Origin of the sequence: Nocardia flavorosea NBRC 108225, assembly GCF_001613385.1 — a bacterium.
In the GTDB taxonomy this organism is placed as follows: Bacteria; Actinomycetota; Actinomycetes; order Mycobacteriales; family Mycobacteriaceae; genus Nocardia; species Nocardia flavorosea.
Genome location: NZ_BDCG01000016.1, coordinates 385,397 through 401,934, shown reverse-complemented (window position 1 = coordinate 401,934; position 16,538 = coordinate 385,397). Strand labels below are relative to the sequence as shown.

The window sequence follows — 16,538 nt, the reverse complement described above, 5'->3', positions numbered from 1 at the left end:
TCGGAAGTATCCGTTTATCGGGCCGAGGACGTTACATCGGACGCCCGGTACCACTGGGCACCCCCAGTGCCGTGGGACACCGTGTACCCGCACCCACGCGCCGACTCCTGACCACCGATCCAATCTACCGTCGTACCGGCGCCACACCAACCGCGTTACGCAGGTGCAGGCCGGGGACCGCGCGATGGGCGCCGGGGTATCCGGGCAGGTCCCGTAGTAGGCACTCGCCACGGACTCGTCCGGGCCTATCCGGTGAGGTGGGCACGGTCACGTGCCGGGTCGTAAAGGTGGGATTGCACACAGGGCGCGCCCGGGTCCAGCGCCCGGCCGACCAGGATCACCGCGGCCTGCCGTAGCCCGGCCGCCTCGACCTGATCGGCGATATCGGCCAGGGTGCCGCGCAACACCATCTGCTCCGGCTGACTGGCCCGGTACACCACCGCGACCGGACAGCCGGGCCCGTAGTACTCGGCCAGCTCCGCCGCCAGCTCCCGGGTGCGGGTGACGGCCAGATGCAGGGCCAGCGTGGCACCGGTCCGGGCGAACCCGGACAGTGCCTCGGAATCGGGCATCGCCGTCGAACGGGCCTGCATCCGGGTCAGCACCACCGACTGCACGACCTCGGGAACCGTCAGCTCCGTGCCCAGCAACGCGGCCGCGGCCGCATAGGCGGGGACTCCCGGGGTGATATCCCACGGCACACCCGCGGCGTCGAGCCGACGCGTCTGCTCGGTGAGGGCGGAATAAAGAGAGGTATCCCCGGAGCACAGGCGGGCCACATCCCGCCCGGCCGCGGTCGCCCGCACCAGATGCCCGGTGATCTCGTCGAGGTCCAGCCGCTGGGTATCGATCAGCTCGGTCCCGGGCGCACAGTGTGCGATCACCTCGGGATCCAGGTAGGTCCCCGGGTACAGGCATACCGGGCACCGCCGCAGCAGCTCCACCGCACGCACGGTCAGTAGATCGGCGGCGCCGGGCCCCGCCCCGATGAAGTGCACGGTCATGGGACGAGCATAGGACCGGCGCCCTCTTCCCCCGAGCCCCCCCGCCCACGCACGCCCGACTTCCGGCGCCACCCGGTCAGGACTCTTTCGACGCCGCGTCCGGTCCGGCGCCGGATCCGGCCGCCCGCAGGACGGTCGGTCCACGGCCACTGCGGTCCGATCCGGTGCGGGCACCGACCGTGCCCGCGCCGGGAGGATCGTCGGTCACCGCGGCGAACAGCAACGCACCCCGGCCGCGTCTCCCCGGTACCGGTTTCGGCAGCAATGATGATTCCGTTGCCACCGGCCCCTGCACCGGGCTCATCACCCGCCGCCACGTACTGAGTGTCGTCGGCGCCATAGCGCGCGCTGCCTGATCGAACACCCCGACGCCACAGAGTCGACCGCGTCGGCGGCCGCGGCGAGCGAGATCCCGAAGAGACGAACGGCGCCCTATCCGACAGACTGCACGGACGGAGAACGTGTGATGGCCGGGGGTACCGCCGAAACGGTTCGCCGCATCCGCGCGGCGAAGGTCCGGGTATTCCGGCGCACCGCCGCGATCAAGGGCTATTCCGTGATCACCGGCGACTGCCTCGGGCGGACGACGCCCGGCTCAGCCGACGGCGTCGAAGAAGGCGATGACCTTTGCCGGCTGTACCCGCACCAGAAGTTCACCGGGTACACCGTTGCGGCGGCCGAACTCGTCGGCTCGGGCCGTACCCATATAACGGCCGCCGATCGCGGTCGCCGTCCGCAGCAGTTCGGCCGGGTCCTCGGACAAGGTGGCCGTGCCCTGGATCTGCACCGCGGCATAGGGCGGCTCCTCGAGGTCCACCACCAGCGCGACCCGGGGGTCACGCTGCAACGCCTTTCCTTTCGCGGTGTTCTTGCCGGTGTTGAACACGATTTCGTCCCCGTCGAGCAGGAACCAGACCGGGGTCACCACCGGACGCCCGTCACCGGCGGTGAACGCCACCTTGGCGGTACGGGTTCCGTAGTTGAGGAATTCGCGCACCTTGGGATCGGAAAGCGAGGCCATGCGGATCAGCCTAGGGCGCCACCTTCGTCCCACGGGCATGTCTCGCGGCGCGGCGAGCCGCTGCCGGCACCGCGATGTCACACCCGGGTTGCCCGCGTCGTCGACCAGGTACCCGCCGGGATACACCGGCCGGAGAGAGATGGTGTGAGATGAACGTCGCTTATTACCTCGTCGGTACGCTGACCGCCCTTTGGGTCGGGTTCTCGGGCTACTCGCTGTTCTCGAAACAGCAGTTCGTCGTCGAACCGCTCGAGCAGTACGGTGTGCCGCGGTCGTGGTGGAACTGGCTGGCCGCGGCCAAGACTGCCGGGGCACTCGGGCTGGTAGCCGGTTTCGCACTGCCCGCGCTCGGCATCGCTGCCGCCGTCGGCCTGATCCTCTACTTCCTCGGCGCCACCGCGACGGCCTTACGCGCACGCTCGTACAAGACTTCGGTCTTCCCGCTGCTGTACCTGCTTCCGGTCGCCGCGACGCTTGCCCTGCAACTCGCTCGGTAACCCTGGCGCGGATGACGAAATCCGGATCGGCCATGTTCCGGACAGGCGCCGATCGTCGCCCGGCGGCATCCGCGTCCGGCTGTACCGGTAAGGCCGGGCCGGCCCCGAATATGGAGGTGGCCGAACCGCGGTGGGTCATCATCCTCCGCGCCGGAGCCGGCGCCGGGTGTGTCCGAGGGCGACGACCGCCGCACTTGTCCGCAGGGGACGAGTGCGGCCGGGAGCCCCGCAGGCTGACCGGTGGCCGTCGCGGACAACCGCTCCCGCTGACCGGACTCCGTACGAACAAACCGCGCCGAATTGCCGATGCGGCGCCCTCATCCGGGCCATACTCCGAATGGCCCTCCGGGTCGGGGCCGCAGCGCGTGAGGAGTGGGCGATGAGCGTGGTCGACGGTGCGGAACAGGCCGACGGGAACTCACCACCGGAGCGGAGCGGGTTGCGGCGGGTGGTCGCCGCGTCCATGGCCGGCACCGTGGTGGAGTGGTACGAGTTCTTCCTCTACGGCACCGCGGCGACGCTGGTGTTCAGCAAGGTCTTCTTCCCGGAATCCGACAGCGAACTCGATGCGATCCTGAAAGCGTTCCTCACCTATGCGGTCGGGTTCGCGGCCCGCCCGCTCGGCGGCATCGTCTTCGGGCATTTCGGCGATAAATACGGCCGCAAGCGCCTTCTGCAGTTCAGCCTGATCCTGGTGGGTGCGGCCACCTTCTTGATGGGCTGCCTGCCCACCTACGGCCAGATCGGCTATCTGGCGCCGACCCTGCTGGTCGTCCTGCGTTTCCTACAGGGTTTCGCGGTCGGCGGGGAATGGGGCGGCGCCGTCCTGCTGGTGGCCGAGCACAGCCCGGACAAGAGTCGCGGTTTCTGGGCGAGCTGGCCACAATCCGGTGTCCCCGGCGGCAATCTGCTGGCGACCGTCGTTCTGCTGGTACTCACCACCGTCCTGTCCGAGGACGATTTCCTGTCCTGGGGCTGGCGGATCGCATTCTGGTTGTCCGCGGTGGTGGTGCTGATCGGCTATTACATCCGCACCAAGGTGACCGATGCACCGATCTTCACCGCGGCGCAGAAGGAAGCCGAACAGGTGAGGACCTCGTCCTTCAGTGCGATCGAGGTTCTGAAGCGGTATCCCCGCGGCGTGCTCACCGCGATGGGCCTGCGTTTCGGCGAGAACATCATGTACTACCTGGTCGTCACCTTCACCATCACTTATCTGAAGGTCCAGCACGATATGGCGACCGACGACATCCTGTGGTGGCTGCTGGCCGCCCACGCCGTGCATTTCGCGGTGATCCCGCTGATCGGCGCACTGACCGACCGGATCGGCCGGCGTCCGGTCTACCTGGCGGGCACGATCGCGGCGGGCCTGTGGGGCTTCATCGCTTTCCCGATGATGGACACCGGCAACGGCTGGATCATCACCGCGGCAATCATCCTCGGCCTCATCGCCCACGGCTTCATGTACGCACCCCAACCGGCGATCATGGCGGAAATGTTCCCGACCCGGATGCGCTATTCCGGCGTATCCCTCGGCTACCAGGTCACCTCGATCGTCGCGGGCTCGCTGGCCCCGGTGATCGCGGTCAAACTCCTGGACACGTTCGACTCCCCGGTCCCGATCGCCATCTACCTGGCTGCGGCCGCCGCGGTGACCGCAGTCGCGGTGCTGGTCGCCCGGGAAACCAAGGGCTTCGACCTGGCCGATGTCGACCGGGCGGACGCGGCCCGCGATACGGCGGCGACGGTCCGGCACTGATCACACCCAGGACTGAAGCCCGGCATATCCGGCCGTGCTTGCGGCCGGATGCCGTGGATTGCGATGCGGTGCCCCACTTCCCATATTTGCCGGTTGCCGCCCAAGGGCATCGACTCGAGAATACCGGACGGTCTTTTCTTGCCGGGGCCGATGAGCAAGTATGTGCCCGTGGATCTTGATCGAATCAGCACCCGAGCTGCTGAACTAGCCGCAGCCTTCGGTGTGCGGGCGCCACTCATCGTGGCAGGGGACGTACCGGCATGGAGCACGCTGGGACTGCGGTATTCCGCCTGGAACTTGCGGCCGGCACTGAAAGCCGGCCCCGGATTCGATCGTCTCCCAGCGGCAGAGCAGGACGGCGCACTCGCGATGATGGTCCTGGCAATAGATTTCCAGCGAACCGGGGCGAACAAGACTGCCCTCATCTACGCGTTGTCCTACATGGCGATCGCCTTGCCACTGATCTATGTTGCCGCCTATCACGAAGTTCCCCGCTCGGTGACCCTGTCGATATTCGGCGGCCTCTACATCCTCGGCTACCTACTGACCTTCGGACTACGGTTCTTCCGCATGATCCATCGCGTCGACCACCGAGTGGCCGAGGTTATGGGGCGACCGGTCGTGGATTTGATGATGGATCACGAAATCCGCAACGCACACTTGATCCCCCGTTCCCGGCGGCTCCTCTTCGCCCTGTACTGCCCAACGAGAGCCCAACGCCTGCGACGCCTCGATGCCGCTTTCGGGCCGCGCCGAATCACCGCCTAGCCGACCGGCTCGAATGTGCTCCGCGGCAGCATCGATCGTCGGATTTCGTGCATGATGCCATCACTTCGACCATCACAACACGCCGCAGGGGCTCGGGAAAGTCCGCCGAAGCTTTCATTGCCGGTCGTTCGTTCGGCCCTTGGCTGAACCCGCGATATTGGTGTTGTGCACCGAACAGACCCACCAGGACCGGTCACGCCGGAGCAGCACCCAGGTACCCCGGTTGGCCAGAGAGAACTTTGCGGTGTGCAGAGTTTGCTCGACGTTGACGATTGCGTGGTCGGGCGTCAGAAGACGTAGGGCAAGCAGCTCGAAATGGGCTTGCGCATCGGGACTGTCATCGAGACGGGCGCTATGGTAATCGTGCAGTTCGTCCCACCCCCGGAAGATTGCCCCCGCCGGCGTGATGAAGACGACGTCTTCGGTGAACACCCGGTCGAACGCCGCCGCATCCTTGGCCTCCAACGCGGATTCCAGTTCCCGGAACAGGCTTTCGATCTCAACGGTCATCGCCGCATCGACACCGGATATTCCGGCCGTCGGCCGAATGCCGACCGAAGCATGCTCGACAGAACTCACTCGGCGCACGTTACCCCCGAAGCTCCGGCCTCCAGATTTCCGGCAACGGCACTGTTGCCGGGGACATACGTCGCAACCTGCATGGAACGGACGTTGCCCCGGCCGAGCCGATAGCGTCCCGGCTCGGCCGCCACGGCCAACGCGATCGAACACAGCAGGTCACGACCACTCTCGACAGTCTGTCCCGCGCGATATGGAGCACCTTCGAAGAATCCGCCCGAGTGGGTAGTATCCTTCTATGTAGACATCTTCTACATAGATCCTTTCTACATTGGAGGCCGGGTGGTTGGTTTCGTCGGACGACAACGCGAACTGGACATGCTCGGCAGTCGACTGCGCCGTGTCACCGAGTCTGCGTCGGGAGTCGCAGTGGCGGTCCGCGGGCGAAGGCAGGTGGGCAAGTCGAGGCTGGTTCAGGAGCTCTGCGACCGGTCCGGGGTGCCGTATCTGTATTTCACCGCAACCAAAGGCGCCGCGCCCACGGAAACCCTCGCGGAGTTGTTGCGCGAACTCCGCGAATCCCCGCTGATCACCGACCCGGAACTGGTGCCCGAACACCTCGGTTCGTGGGCGGACGGATTCCGGGCCATAGCGGGAGCGCTCCCGGAAGGCCCGTCGGTAGTGGTGATCGACGAAGTTCCCTGGCTGGCCGAGCAAGACCAGAGTTTCGACGGTGTCCTACAAACCGCCTGGGACAGGATGTTGTCGCGGCTTCCGGTGCTGTTACTGCTCCTGGGCAGCGACCTGCACATGATGGAACGACTCACGGCCTACGATCGGCCTTTCTACGGCAGAGCAGACAACTTCGTTCTCGGCCCCCTCGACCCGGTGGAGACCGCGGACGCCACCGGACTGGACGCAGCCGACGCGATCGATGCACACCTGATCACCGGCGGCCTACCGGGAATTCTGCGAACTTGGCCGCGCGGCCGGACCCCACTCGAGTTCCTGGAGGGTGAATGCGCAGATCCGGCGGCGCCGCTGTTCAGCGTGTCGGAATCGGCACTGCTGGCCGAGTTCCCGGCGCCGGATCAAACACGCCGCGTGCTGGAATCGGTTGGCGGCGGCGACCGGACTCACGCCAATATCGCGGCAGCGGCCGGTGGCAGCGCCGGGCCCATTGCTTCCGGCAGCCTGTCGCCGATCCTGAGGCGGCTGACCACTGACAAACGAGTGCTCGCTATCGACGAGCCGTTGTCGACCCGGCCCGGTAAGCCGGCCCTGTACCGGGTCGCCGACAGCAATCTCCGGCTGTACCTCGCGGTATTGCGTGCCGCTCAGGATCTTTCCCGCCGGGGACGGTCTGCAGGTGCGTTCCGGCTGATCGAACGACGCTGGTCCACCTGGCGCGGGCGAGCTGTCGAACCGCTGATTCGCGAATCGCTGGAACTGGCCGCGCTCAGCGGCCGCTTGCCGTGGGAGTCCGTTGAAACCGTTGGCGGCTGGTGGAATCGGCGCTTCGATCCCGAGGTAGACCTGGTAGGCGCCGATCGCGGCCCGGTAGCTAATCGGATCGAATTCGTCGGCTCGGTGAAATGGCTGGGTACGCCATTCGATCGGCGCGATCTCGTGACATTGCGAAAATCCGCCGGCGAGGTTCCCGGATACGAGCCGGGCGTAACCGGGCTCGTCGTCGCCAGCAGGTCCGGGATCGCCGCGGATGTAGGAAACGCGGGGGCCGACCTGATTTGGGGCCCGGAGGAGGTCCTTTCCGCCTGGAGGTAGCCCTGGCCGCCCGGCGATGCTCCAGACACGGGACTACGCTCGGGAGGCGCTGCCGATGCATCGGGACTACCGTGACTGCCTGCAAGGCTGGTCAGGACCCAGCCGCTGCTCTGCGACGATTATTGCCTCGCAGGTGGCAGCAATCTCGGCAGCCGACAAATCGATCGGTAAGACCCAGCCGCGATCGCTGGGCCGAGCAATCGTTACAGCACGCACCGACAAATCGAGACATTCCTACGTAGACGGCATTTGGAGTGTGCGGTTCCCGATTTCAGAACCTGCATCCGAGCACACCGGTTGCAGTCACCAGGTCCGCGACCACGTCACCGCCTGCCATGCGCGGTTCTCCTGGAATTCCTGATCGGTCAGATGAGGAATCATCACCACCTCGGCAGCGTGGTCGAGTACGTGCTGTACGGCGACTCGCGCGGCCAGTTCCGGCCGGGCATCCGTGTAAACCGTGTACACCACACGGAGGTCGTGGACGTGCGACAGGCGATCGACATCCCGGCTGTCGCTACCGGGCCGACAAAGCACGACCGTCCGCCTCTGGGCGATCACGGTCGCGCCGCCGAGGCGTACGCTGCCACCGCCTCGTAACGAGGGCAACAGCGATGGGCGGCATGGACATCCATCACCTGAAGTGCATGCGCGTACCCGCGAATCGGGTCCTGAGCACGGCAAGATGCTGTCGAGTTGTGTGCGGGCAAAGCCCGGAGACCAGCAGCCAGGCGACGCAGGATCACCGGGTCGTCGGTAACCCACTTGATACCCGACTGCCACAGCCTGACCGTGGCGGCCATAGCGAGATTGTGCGGAGCCCTGACTGGCAGGGCCGGGCGCCCGGCAGGTACCGGCAGCGGACGATTCGTCGTTGTCATACTTCACCCTCCGATTGACTCGGCGCCGGTTCGTGGCGCTCGTATCGAGCACAACGCCATAGTGAGCAGGCAAGAAAGGTGGCAAGTAGCCAGAACAGGACTTGCCGGACCCGCGTAGTGGGCAAGAATGGATGCATGTCCACCGGCGCCGGCGAAATATCGACCACCGAACGCGAAGTGCCGCCCACCGTTGCCGATCAGTTGGCACGTGAAGACAAGCGGCTCAGGATCAACGCGGGCTCGAGTCAGCGCGAGCTGGCCGCCATGATCTGCTATTCGCGGCAGTATGTCTCGATGACGGAATGGGAGGACGCGGTTCTTCCTTCACAACCACTTATCGCCGCGATCGATGATGCACTCGGCGCCCAAGGCAGATTGATCGCTCTACGTGCCTGGGCTCAGACCGGACGGAGAACCGGGTATGCGCTGGAAGCGGCGAAGGGCTGGCACCCCGAGGAGAATTGGGAGATTCCCGATTCGATCGTCCTCGAAAAGCATCGGCAGGCTGTGAGCGATAGGTCCGACGAATCGAGTGAAGATTTGGTCGACGTCCTGGGCCGGATCCACAAGTTGAGCCGGACCACCGACCCAGAGATCGTCCGGCAGTTGCGGTCCAGAACACGCACGGTAATCGAGGAATACGAAACACTGGACCACACCGAACTCGCACCCGGATTGATCCGGCAGCGCGTCCTTGTCGACAAACTGATCGACGAGTGCAACCATCCACAGCAACGTCGTGAACTGTTTGAAACTGCCGGGCATACTGCTGGCTTGCTGGGGTACATCGCAGTGGGACAAGGAAACTTTTCACTGGCGCGGGCGTATTGCCTCGAGTCATTTCAACTCGGCGAACACGCGGTAGACTGCAATCTCCAGGCGTGGGCATGCGGACTACAGAGCTTCTGCGAGTACTACGCCGGCAACTACGAATCGGGGCTACAGTACGCGCGCAAAGGAATAACCCTTGACCGGTCCGGACCTCAGCGCGCCCGGTTGCTTGTCAATGGTGCCGCCAGAGCTATGGGAAAACTCGGGGAAATTGATGGAGTTCGGCGGGCTGTGGACGACGCCTACGACTTGATGTCCCGCAACAATGTGCCGATCGGAGTTCCGTCCAGCGTAACCCTGGGCAGTTACAGCGCCGCACAAGTTTCCGGAAACGCGGCCACAGCGTACCTGTCTCTGCCGATAACGGACGAGGTAGAAAGGCACGTGAAACTCGCAGCTCCAGAAATGAACACTACTAGTTCACCTTGGGGCAGTACCTTCGTTCGAACTCACAATCGACCGGCTGAGTGGCGTCCCCAGCGCCGAGGCGCTCAATGTCGCACCAGTCCGCGAAGTCCAGAACCTTCGCGAAACCTTGCGCTCGGCAACAGCGTCCGCGTGCCCTGAACTGGAACTCGGCAACCCCAAACCCCACCCTCCGCACATCAGCATCGCTTACGCGAACGCCGACGGCATTCCCGCGAGGGATGCAATGCAGGCCGTCGACCGCGCAAACGAGACTGTCCGCAGAAGTGCAGTGGCGGTTACCGAAGCCCTGCTCGTCCTCCTCCAGCGACGGCAACGCTCGTACAGTTGGCAAGTTATTTCGCGTGTCCCCCTGACACCGGTTCCTCCGGACTTGTGAACCCACTGTTCCCGGCCAGGAGGCCTGGAATAACGATCTCGACGACTGACGAGCCTAGTAATGGTGGCGGCAAGACAGGATGTGGATTACATCGTCCTCGACCCGGTACACCAAACGGTGTTCCTGGGTGATCCGACGCGACCACCAGCCGGCCAGATTGTGAATCAGCGGCTCCGGCTTGCCGATGCCTTCCGCCTGGCCGTTGGCCACGATGTCATCGAACAGCCGGTTGATCTTGCGTGCTGCGGACCGGTCGTTGGCGACCGTCCACACGTAGTCGTTCCAGGCCTCACTAGCGAACTGGAGTTTCACGCCACTCCCGCCGAATCATCGTCATCGGGCACGTCCAAGCATTCGCCGGGGATGAATCCGCCTGCGGCGAACTCTTCCAATCCGCGTTGTAGATGCCGGGCGTTGGCGGGGGTCCCGAGCAGGTGCGCCGTTTCCTTCAGCGCCTCGTATTCACGGAGAGAAACCACGACCGCAGGCTCATGACCGGCGCGAGTCACGACGACCTCTTCGAGATCGTCGGTAGCAGTATCGAGCACCTTTGCCAGGGTTGCGCGAGCTTCGGTGTAAGAAATCTGCCTCATACGTCGACTGTACAGGGTTCATGTACATATCTGCCAGGGTCAGCCAACCCGGCGAGCGCCCCTGAAGCAGTCACTACGCCTGCGTTCCGGCTGCCGCATAGACGGCATCTACGTAGACAGCATCTACATAGATACCTCCTACTTGGAGGAGTGCTGGTCATTGCGATCGGCCCGGGGTCGCTGCGTCGGCACGAGACGGCTGCGAACCGGTTCCGCGACTGGAGGAGGTTCTCGAGCCCGGAAGTGGTCCGCCGCCGACGCAACCTCAGTCCGGCAGCGGGCCAGTGAGCGCGGCCAAGGCCATCGCGCGCAGGAGGGTCCGGCTGCGTCCACGGGCCGCACCGGCGCTGTGTGGCGTGGAGTTGAGCAGGCCGAATACCGCATGCGCCTGGACACGGGCCGTGTCCTCATCCAGCCCTGGGGTCAGACCACACAGCACCCGGACCCAGATCTCCACGTACTGGCGCTGGGTGCGCCGGACCTCCCGGCGCTCCGGCGGCGGGACGTTGTCGAGGTCGCGGTCCTGGATGCGGATGAGTTCGGGTTCGCCGAGTGCGAAGTCGAGGTGGAAATCCACCAGACCTGCCAGGGCTTCGGACGGGTCGGGGGCGGCGGCCGCGACCGCCGTGCCGCCGTCGAGCAGGCGGCGGCTGATGCCGACCAGGAGTTCGACGAGCAGGGCTTCCTTGTTCGGGAAATGCCGGTATACCGCGGGACCGCTGATACCGACCGCCGCGCCGAGATCGTCGAGGCGCATGCCGAGGTAGCCGCGTTCGGCGATCAGCCGGGCGCCGGCGGCCAGCAATTGGTCGCGGCGCTGCTGTTTCAGCTGTTCGCGACGGGTCGGGGTGGCAGAATCGGCGCTGGTCACCCGTACTCCTTCGGCATTCTCTGGACAACTCGGTTAGTCAAGATTAACCTGAAATCCAGTTATCAGCGATTAACTCAGATGGGCAGGATCATGCGATGACCCGCACCGCGAGCCCCGCGACCGCCAACCGGCCGGCAACCGATAACCGGGCCGCCAATCAGGCCCTGGTCGACGAGTTGCACCGCCGCCTCACCGAGACAGCCCTCGGTGGCCCGGAGAAGGCCCGGCAGCGCCATATCGACCGCGGCAAACTCCTGCCACGCGACCGAGTGGATCAACTGCTCGACCCGGGCAGTCCGTTCCTGGAGCTCTCCCCGCTGGCCGCCAACGGGATGTACGGCGACCAATCGCCGGGCGCCGGAATCATCACCGGTATCGGACGGGTGGCGGGCCGCGAATGCGTGATCGTCGCCAACGACGCCACCGTGAAGGGCGGCACCTACTACCCGATCACAGTGAAGAAGCATCTGCGCGCCCAGGAAGTGGCGCTGCACAACAAGCTGCCGTGCGTGTATCTTGTCGACTCCGGCGGCGCCTACCTGCCCGAACAGGACGAGGTGTTCCCGGACCGCGAGCATTTCGGCCGGATCTTCTACAACCAGGCCACCATGAGCGCACAGGAGATCCCGCAGATCGCGGCGGTGATGGGGTCGTGCACCGCGGGCGGCGCCTACGTGCCGGCCATGAGCGACGAAGCGGTGATCGTGCGGGATCAGGGTACGATCTTCCTCGGCGGGCCACCGCTGGTGAAGGCTGCCACGGGTGAGGTGGTGACGGCCGAGGAGCTCGGCGGAGGTGCGTTGCATTCGCGGACCTCGGGGGTCACCGATCACCTGGCCGACGACGACCGGGACGCGTTGCGGATCGTGCGCCGCATCGTCGGCACGCTCGGACCCCGCCCGGAACCGGCGTGGTCGGTGCAGCAGGCCCGCGAACCCGCCGTCCCCGCCGACGACCTGTACGACGTGGTTCCGGTGGATCTGCGTACTCCCTACGATGTCCGCGAGGTCATCCACCGGCTTGTCGACGCGGATACCACCGGCGAATCCGGATTCCACGAATTCAAAGCGGAGTACGGCACCACCCTCGTCACCGGATTCGCCCATATCCATGGGCATCCGGTCGGGATCGTGGCCAACAACGGTGTGCTGTTCGGCGAATCCGCCATGAAGGGCGCGCATTTCATCGAACTCTGCGACAAACGCAAGATCCCGCTGCTGTTCCTGCAGAACATCACCGGTTTCATGGTCGGACGTGATTACGAGGCCTCCGGGATCGCCAAACACGGCGCCAAGATGGTCACCGCGGTGGCGTGTGCGCGGGTGCCGAAGCTGACCGTGGTGATCGGCGGCTCGTACGGCGCCGGGAACTATTCGATGTGCGGGCGGGCCTATTCGCCGCGGTTCCTGTGGATGTGGCCGAATGCCCGGATCTCGGTGATGGGCGGTGAGCAGGCGGCGTCGGTGCTGGCCACCGTGCGCGGCGATCAGCTCGACGGCAACGGTCAACCCTGGAGCGAAGCCGATCAGGGGGCGTTCAAGGAGCCGATCCGGCGCCAGTACGAGGCGCAGGGCAATCCCTACTATTCGACCGCCCGGCTCTGGGACGACGGGGTCATCGACCCCGCCGATACCCGAACCGTGCTCGGACTGGCCCTCTCGGTGTGCGCGCAGGCGCCGCTGGAACCGGTCTCCTACGGCGTTTTCAGGATGTGATGACCGTGCTGAACACCAACCAGCCCCTGCCGTTCGACACCGTACTGGTGGCCAATCGCGGTGAGATCGCCGTCCGCGTCATCCGCACCCTGCGCGCCATGGGATTGCGGTCGGTGGCTGTGTACAGCGACGCCGACGCGCACGCCGCGCATGTTCAGGCCGCGGATACCGCGGTCCGGCTGGGACCGGCCGCGGCCCGCGACAGCTATCTGAACATCGACCGCGTCGTGGATGCCGCCCGCCGCACCGGCGCCGGAGCCGTGCACCCGGGATACGGCTTCCTTTCCGAGAACGCCACTTTCGCGGCCGCACTGGAGGCCGCCGGTATCGTTTTCCTCGGCCCGCCCGCGAAGGCGATCGAGGTCATGGGCGACAAGATCACCGCCAAGACCACGGTGTCCGCCTCGGGTGTGCCGGTGGTCCCGGGCATCGCCGAACCGGGTCTGACGGACGACCAGCTCATCGCCGCCGCCACCGATATCGGCTATCCCGTACTGGTCAAACCGTCCGCGGGCGGCGGCGGCAAGGGGATGCGGCGCGTCGACGACCCCGCCGACCTGCCCGCCGCCCTGGTCAGCGCTCGCCGGGAGGCCGCTTCCGCGTTCGGTGACGAGACCCTGTTCCTGGAGCGGTTCGTCACCCGTCCGCGGCATATCGAAGTGCAGGTCCTGGCCGATACCCACGGCACCGTGCTGCATCTGGGTGAACGGGAGTGCAGTCTGCAGCGCCGGCATCAGAAGGTGATCGAGGAAGCACCTTCACCGTTGCTGGATGCCGAGACCCGCGCCCGGATCGGCGCCGCCGCCTGCGCCACCGCGCGCAGCGTGGACTATGTGGGCGCGGGCACGGTGGAGTTCATCGTCTCCGCCGACCGCCCGGACGAGTTCTTCTTCATGGAGATGAACACCCGCCTGCAGGTGGAACATCCGGTGACCGAACTGGTCACCGGGTTCGATCTGGTGGAATGCCAGGTCCGGATCGCCGCCGGACAGCGGATCCGGCTGGAACAGGACGATATCCGGCTGCACGGCCATGCAATCGAGGCGCGGGTATACGCAGAGGATCCGGGACGCGGTTTCCTGCCGACGGGTGGCACGGTCCTCGATCTGCGGGAACCGGCCGGTTCGGGTGTCCGGATGGATTCCGGGCTCGCGGTGGGCACCGTGGTGGGCAGCGATTACGATCCGATGCTCGCGAAGGTCATCGCCCACGGCCCCGACCGCGCGGCCGCGCTGGCCGCGCTGGATCGGGCGCTCGCCGAGACCGCGGTACTCGGGGTGCGCACCAACACCGATTTCCTGCGTTTCCTGCTGGCCGACCCCGCTGTGGTCGCGGGTCGCCTGGATACCGCGCTCCTGGACCGGCGAGCCGGCGATTTCGCGCCGGATCCGGTCGCCGACGATGTCTTCGCGGCCGCCGCCGTATACCGCTGGCTGCGGCAATGGCCGTCGGAACCGGCCGACCCGTGGTCCTACCCGACCGGGTGGCGGGTAGGGACGGCCGCACCGATCCGGGTCCGGCTGGCCGGCGGCGATCGCACGGTGCACGTCCACCTCACGGGGATCCCGGATTCGGCCGGCCTGCGCGTGGAGGACGCCGAACCGGTATCGGTGACAGCAGAACTGGTTCGGTCGGAGCAGGATTCCGGCGATTCCGTCCGTACCGTCACCCTCACGTTCGACGGCCTGCGGCGCAGCTACCGGGTCGCGGAATCGGACGGCACCCTCTGGGTGGGCGGGCCGGGCGGAGTAGCGGCGGTGCGGGAACTGGCCGAGGATGCGGTCCGGGCCGACGCCGCCGCGGTGCACGATGCCGAGATCCGCAGTCCGATGCCCGGAACCGTGCTCGCGGTCGCCGCAGACAGCGGCGCGACCGTGGCGGCCGGCGACCCGGTCCTGGTCGTCGAGGCGATGAAAATGGAGCATTCGCTCATCGCGCCACTCGCCGGAACCGTCGAGATCCTGGTCGCAGCCGGCGCTTCGGTGCGGCTCGACGAGGTACTCGCCCGGGTCCATGTCGAGCCCGCCGGAGGCGAATCCGCGGGCGCGGTCCCGGGCGCCGGCGACGACCGATCAGCAGGGTCGGCGGCCGCGCCCGATGCCATCGGCTCCACCGGGCCGGGCGGCACAGATACCGCGTCCGCCACGGAGCCCGCATCGAACGCCGGAACAACTGATCCCGCGCATTCCGCCGAATACATCGGTGCCGATCCCGAATGATCCCCCGGGATCGACGACCACAGGGTCGACGCCGGATGGCTCGGCGACCCGGTACCACTCCGAGAACGAAATGAGGCAAAGGTGAGCGATTTCCTGTCCACCGGCACCCTGCCCGACCACTACCGCGACCTCGCGCTGACCGTACGGGATTTCGCGAACCAGGTTGTCGCGCCCGTGGCGGCCAAACACGATGCCGAGCACAGTTTCCCGTACGAGGTCGTCGCGGGGATGGCGAAGATGGGTCTGTTCGGGTTGCCGTTCCCCGAGGAGTACGGCGGGATGGGCGGCGATTATTTCGCGCTGTGCCTGGCCCTCGAAGAACTCGGCAAAATCGACCAGAGCGTCGCCATCACCCTGGAGGCCGGGGTTTCGCTGGGCGCCATGCCGATCTATCGGTTCGGTGACGAGAAGCAGAAGCAGGAATGGCTGCCCCGGCTGGCCAGTGGCGAGAATCTGGGTGCGTTCGGGCTCACCGAACCGGGCGCGGGCAGCGATGCCGGCGGTACCCGCACCACCGCCGTCGAGGACGGTGACAGCTGGATCATCAACGGTAACAAGCAGTTCATCACCAACTCCGGCACCGATATCACCGCCCTGGTGACCGTGACCGCGGTGACCGGGCAGACCGGCGGCAAGAAGGAGATCTCCACCATCCTGGTGCCCGCCGATACCCCCGGTTTCACCGCCGAACCCGCCTACAACAAGGTCGGCTGGAACGCCTCGGACACCCATCCGCTGACGTTCACCGATGTCCGGGTGCCCAAGGAGAACCTGCTCGGCGAACGCGGCCGCGGCTACGCCAACTTCCTGCGCATCCTGGACGAGGGCCGCATTGCCATCGCCGCGCTGTCGGTGGGCGCGGCCCAGGGCTGTGTGGACGAATGCGTACGCTACGCCGGCGAACGCGAGGCGTTCGGCCGGACGATCGGCAGCAACCAGGCGATCGCCTTCACAATCGCCCGGATGGAGGCCCGCGCGCATACCGCCCGCACCGCCTACTACGACGCGGCGGCGCTCATGCTGGCCGGGAAACCTTTCAAGAAGCAAGCTTCCATTGCGAAGCTGGTGGCCAGCGAGGCCGCGATGGACAATGCCCGGGATGCCACCCAGATCTTCGGCGGCTACGGGTTCATGAACGAATACCCGGTGGCCCGCCACTACCGCGACAGCAAGATCCTGGAAATCGGCGAGGGCACCACGGAAGTACAACTGATGCTGATCGGACGGGAGCTCGGGCTGTGAGCAGCGAGGACAAGATCACCAAAAATGT

General features: G+C 66.1%; 17 protein-coding genes. 9 read left to right on the top strand and 8 right to left on the bottom strand.

Annotation, left to right across the window (positions count from 1 at the left end):
• Nucleotides 1-245: 245 nt before the first annotated feature.
• The 3 genes from cobM to NFL01S_RS22205 all read right to left on the bottom strand — a co-directional run bounded on the left by cobM (nt 246) and on the right by NFL01S_RS22205 (nt 2,025).
• Nucleotides 246-1,004: a precorrin-4 C(11)-methyltransferase gene (gene cobM, locus NFL01S_RS22215; RefSeq protein ID WP_062978161.1), complete on the bottom strand. Its 759-nt coding sequence runs from the start codon at nt 1,002-1,004 to the stop codon at nt 246-248.
• 76 nt (nt 1,005-1,080) lie between these two features.
• Nucleotides 1,081-1,344 (bottom strand): hypothetical protein, encoded by a 264-nt coding sequence (locus tag NFL01S_RS22210; protein ID WP_062978160.1) that lies wholly within the window; start codon nt 1,342-1,344, stop codon nt 1,081-1,083.
• Nucleotides 1,345-1,599: 255 nt separating this feature from the next.
• Nucleotides 1,600-2,025 (bottom strand): PPOX class F420-dependent oxidoreductase, encoded by a 426-nt coding sequence (locus NFL01S_RS22205; RefSeq protein ID WP_062978159.1) that lies wholly within the window; start codon nt 2,023-2,025, stop codon nt 1,600-1,602.
• 149 nt (nt 2,026-2,174) lie between these two features.
• Between NFL01S_RS22205 and NFL01S_RS22200 the strand changes: the two genes are divergently transcribed.
• The 3 genes from NFL01S_RS22200 (at nt 2,175) to NFL01S_RS22190 (ending at nt 5,049) form a co-directional block, all read left to right on the top strand.
• Nucleotides 2,175-2,522, top strand: coding sequence for a DoxX family protein (locus tag NFL01S_RS22200; RefSeq protein ID WP_062978158.1), 348 nt, complete (start codon nt 2,175-2,177; stop codon nt 2,520-2,522).
• A 379-nt stretch (nt 2,523-2,901) separates the two neighbouring features.
• Nucleotides 2,902-4,281 carry an MFS transporter gene (locus tag NFL01S_RS22195; RefSeq protein ID WP_062978225.1) on the top strand — a complete coding sequence of 460 codons (1,380 nt, stop codon included), beginning with the start codon at nt 2,902-2,904 and terminating at the stop codon, nt 4,279-4,281.
• A 168-nt stretch (nt 4,282-4,449) separates the two neighbouring features.
• Entirely contained in the window at nt 4,450-5,049 is a 600-nt protein-coding gene (locus tag NFL01S_RS22190) for a hypothetical protein (protein WP_157116791.1), read from the top strand.
• Between the two features lie 114 nt (nt 5,050-5,163).
• Here NFL01S_RS22190 and NFL01S_RS22185 read toward each other — a convergent pair whose 3' ends face one another.
• Nucleotides 5,164-5,628 (bottom strand): YybH family protein, encoded by a 465-nt coding sequence (locus NFL01S_RS22185; protein WP_062978156.1) that lies wholly within the window; start codon nt 5,626-5,628, stop codon nt 5,164-5,166.
• A gap of 282 nt (nt 5,629-5,910) precedes the next feature.
• Here NFL01S_RS22185 and NFL01S_RS22180 point away from each other — a divergent pair, with 282 nt between their 5' ends.
• On the top strand, nt 5,911-7,353 hold the full coding sequence (locus tag NFL01S_RS22180; RefSeq protein WP_157116789.1) for an AAA family ATPase: 1,443 nt from the start codon (nt 5,911-5,913) through the stop codon (nt 7,351-7,353).
• A 303-nt stretch (nt 7,354-7,656) separates the two neighbouring features.
• On the opposite strand, the gene NFL01S_RS35660 is transcribed toward NFL01S_RS22180, so the two are convergent.
• Nucleotides 7,657-7,824: a hypothetical protein gene (locus tag NFL01S_RS35660; RefSeq protein ID WP_157116787.1), complete on the bottom strand. Its 168-nt coding sequence runs from the start codon at nt 7,822-7,824 to the stop codon at nt 7,657-7,659.
• Nucleotides 7,825-8,369: 545 nt separating this feature from the next.
• Here NFL01S_RS35660 and NFL01S_RS35655 point away from each other — a divergent pair.
• The gene (locus tag NFL01S_RS35655; RefSeq protein WP_157116785.1) at nt 8,370-9,632 is read left to right on the top strand and encodes a helix-turn-helix domain-containing protein; all 1,263 of its coding nucleotides are present in this window, start codon (nt 8,370-8,372) and stop codon (nt 9,630-9,632) included.
• Nucleotides 9,520-9,870, top strand: a complete 351-nt coding sequence (locus NFL01S_RS37675) for a 2'-5' RNA ligase family protein (RefSeq protein WP_371851840.1) — start codon at nt 9,520-9,522, stop codon at nt 9,868-9,870. Before NFL01S_RS35655 ends, NFL01S_RS37675 begins: the two co-directional genes overlap by 113 nt.
• Before the next feature lie 54 nt (nt 9,871-9,924).
• On the opposite strand, the gene NFL01S_RS22165 is transcribed toward NFL01S_RS37675, so the two are convergent.
• The 3 genes from NFL01S_RS22165 to NFL01S_RS22155 form a co-directional block, all read right to left on the bottom strand.
• Entirely contained in the window at nt 9,925-10,182 is a 258-nt protein-coding gene (locus NFL01S_RS22165; RefSeq protein WP_062978152.1) for a Txe/YoeB family addiction module toxin, read from the bottom strand.
• On the bottom strand, nt 10,179-10,463 hold the full coding sequence (locus NFL01S_RS22160; RefSeq protein WP_062978151.1) for a type II toxin-antitoxin system Phd/YefM family antitoxin: 285 nt from the start codon (nt 10,461-10,463) through the stop codon (nt 10,179-10,181). The genes NFL01S_RS22165 and NFL01S_RS22160 overlap by 4 nt, the downstream gene beginning before the upstream one ends.
• Before the next feature lie 265 nt (nt 10,464-10,728).
• A complete protein-coding gene (locus NFL01S_RS22155) occupies nt 10,729-11,334 on the bottom strand; it encodes an SACE_7040 family transcriptional regulator (RefSeq protein WP_062978150.1) in 606 nt (201 codons plus the stop codon).
• Between the two features lie 95 nt (nt 11,335-11,429).
• Here NFL01S_RS22155 and NFL01S_RS22150 point away from each other — a divergent pair, with 95 nt between their 5' ends.
• The 3 genes from NFL01S_RS22150 to NFL01S_RS22140 all read left to right on the top strand — a co-directional run bounded on the left by NFL01S_RS22150 (nt 11,430) and on the right by NFL01S_RS22140 (nt 16,510).
• Complete coding sequence (locus NFL01S_RS22150; protein ID WP_062978149.1) at nt 11,430-13,049, top strand: carboxyl transferase domain-containing protein; 1,620 nt, start codon at nt 11,430-11,432, stop codon at nt 13,047-13,049.
• Complete coding sequence (locus NFL01S_RS22145) at nt 13,049-15,268, top strand: ATP-binding protein (protein ID WP_084493080.1); 2,220 nt, start codon at nt 13,049-13,051, stop codon at nt 15,266-15,268. The genes NFL01S_RS22150 and NFL01S_RS22145 overlap by 1 nt, the downstream gene beginning before the upstream one ends.
• An 81-nt stretch (nt 15,269-15,349) precedes the next feature.
• Nucleotides 15,350-16,510, top strand: a complete 1,161-nt coding sequence (locus NFL01S_RS22140) for an acyl-CoA dehydrogenase family protein (protein ID WP_062978148.1) — start codon at nt 15,350-15,352, stop codon at nt 16,508-16,510.
• The last annotated feature ends 28 nt before the right edge of the window (nt 16,511-16,538 follow it).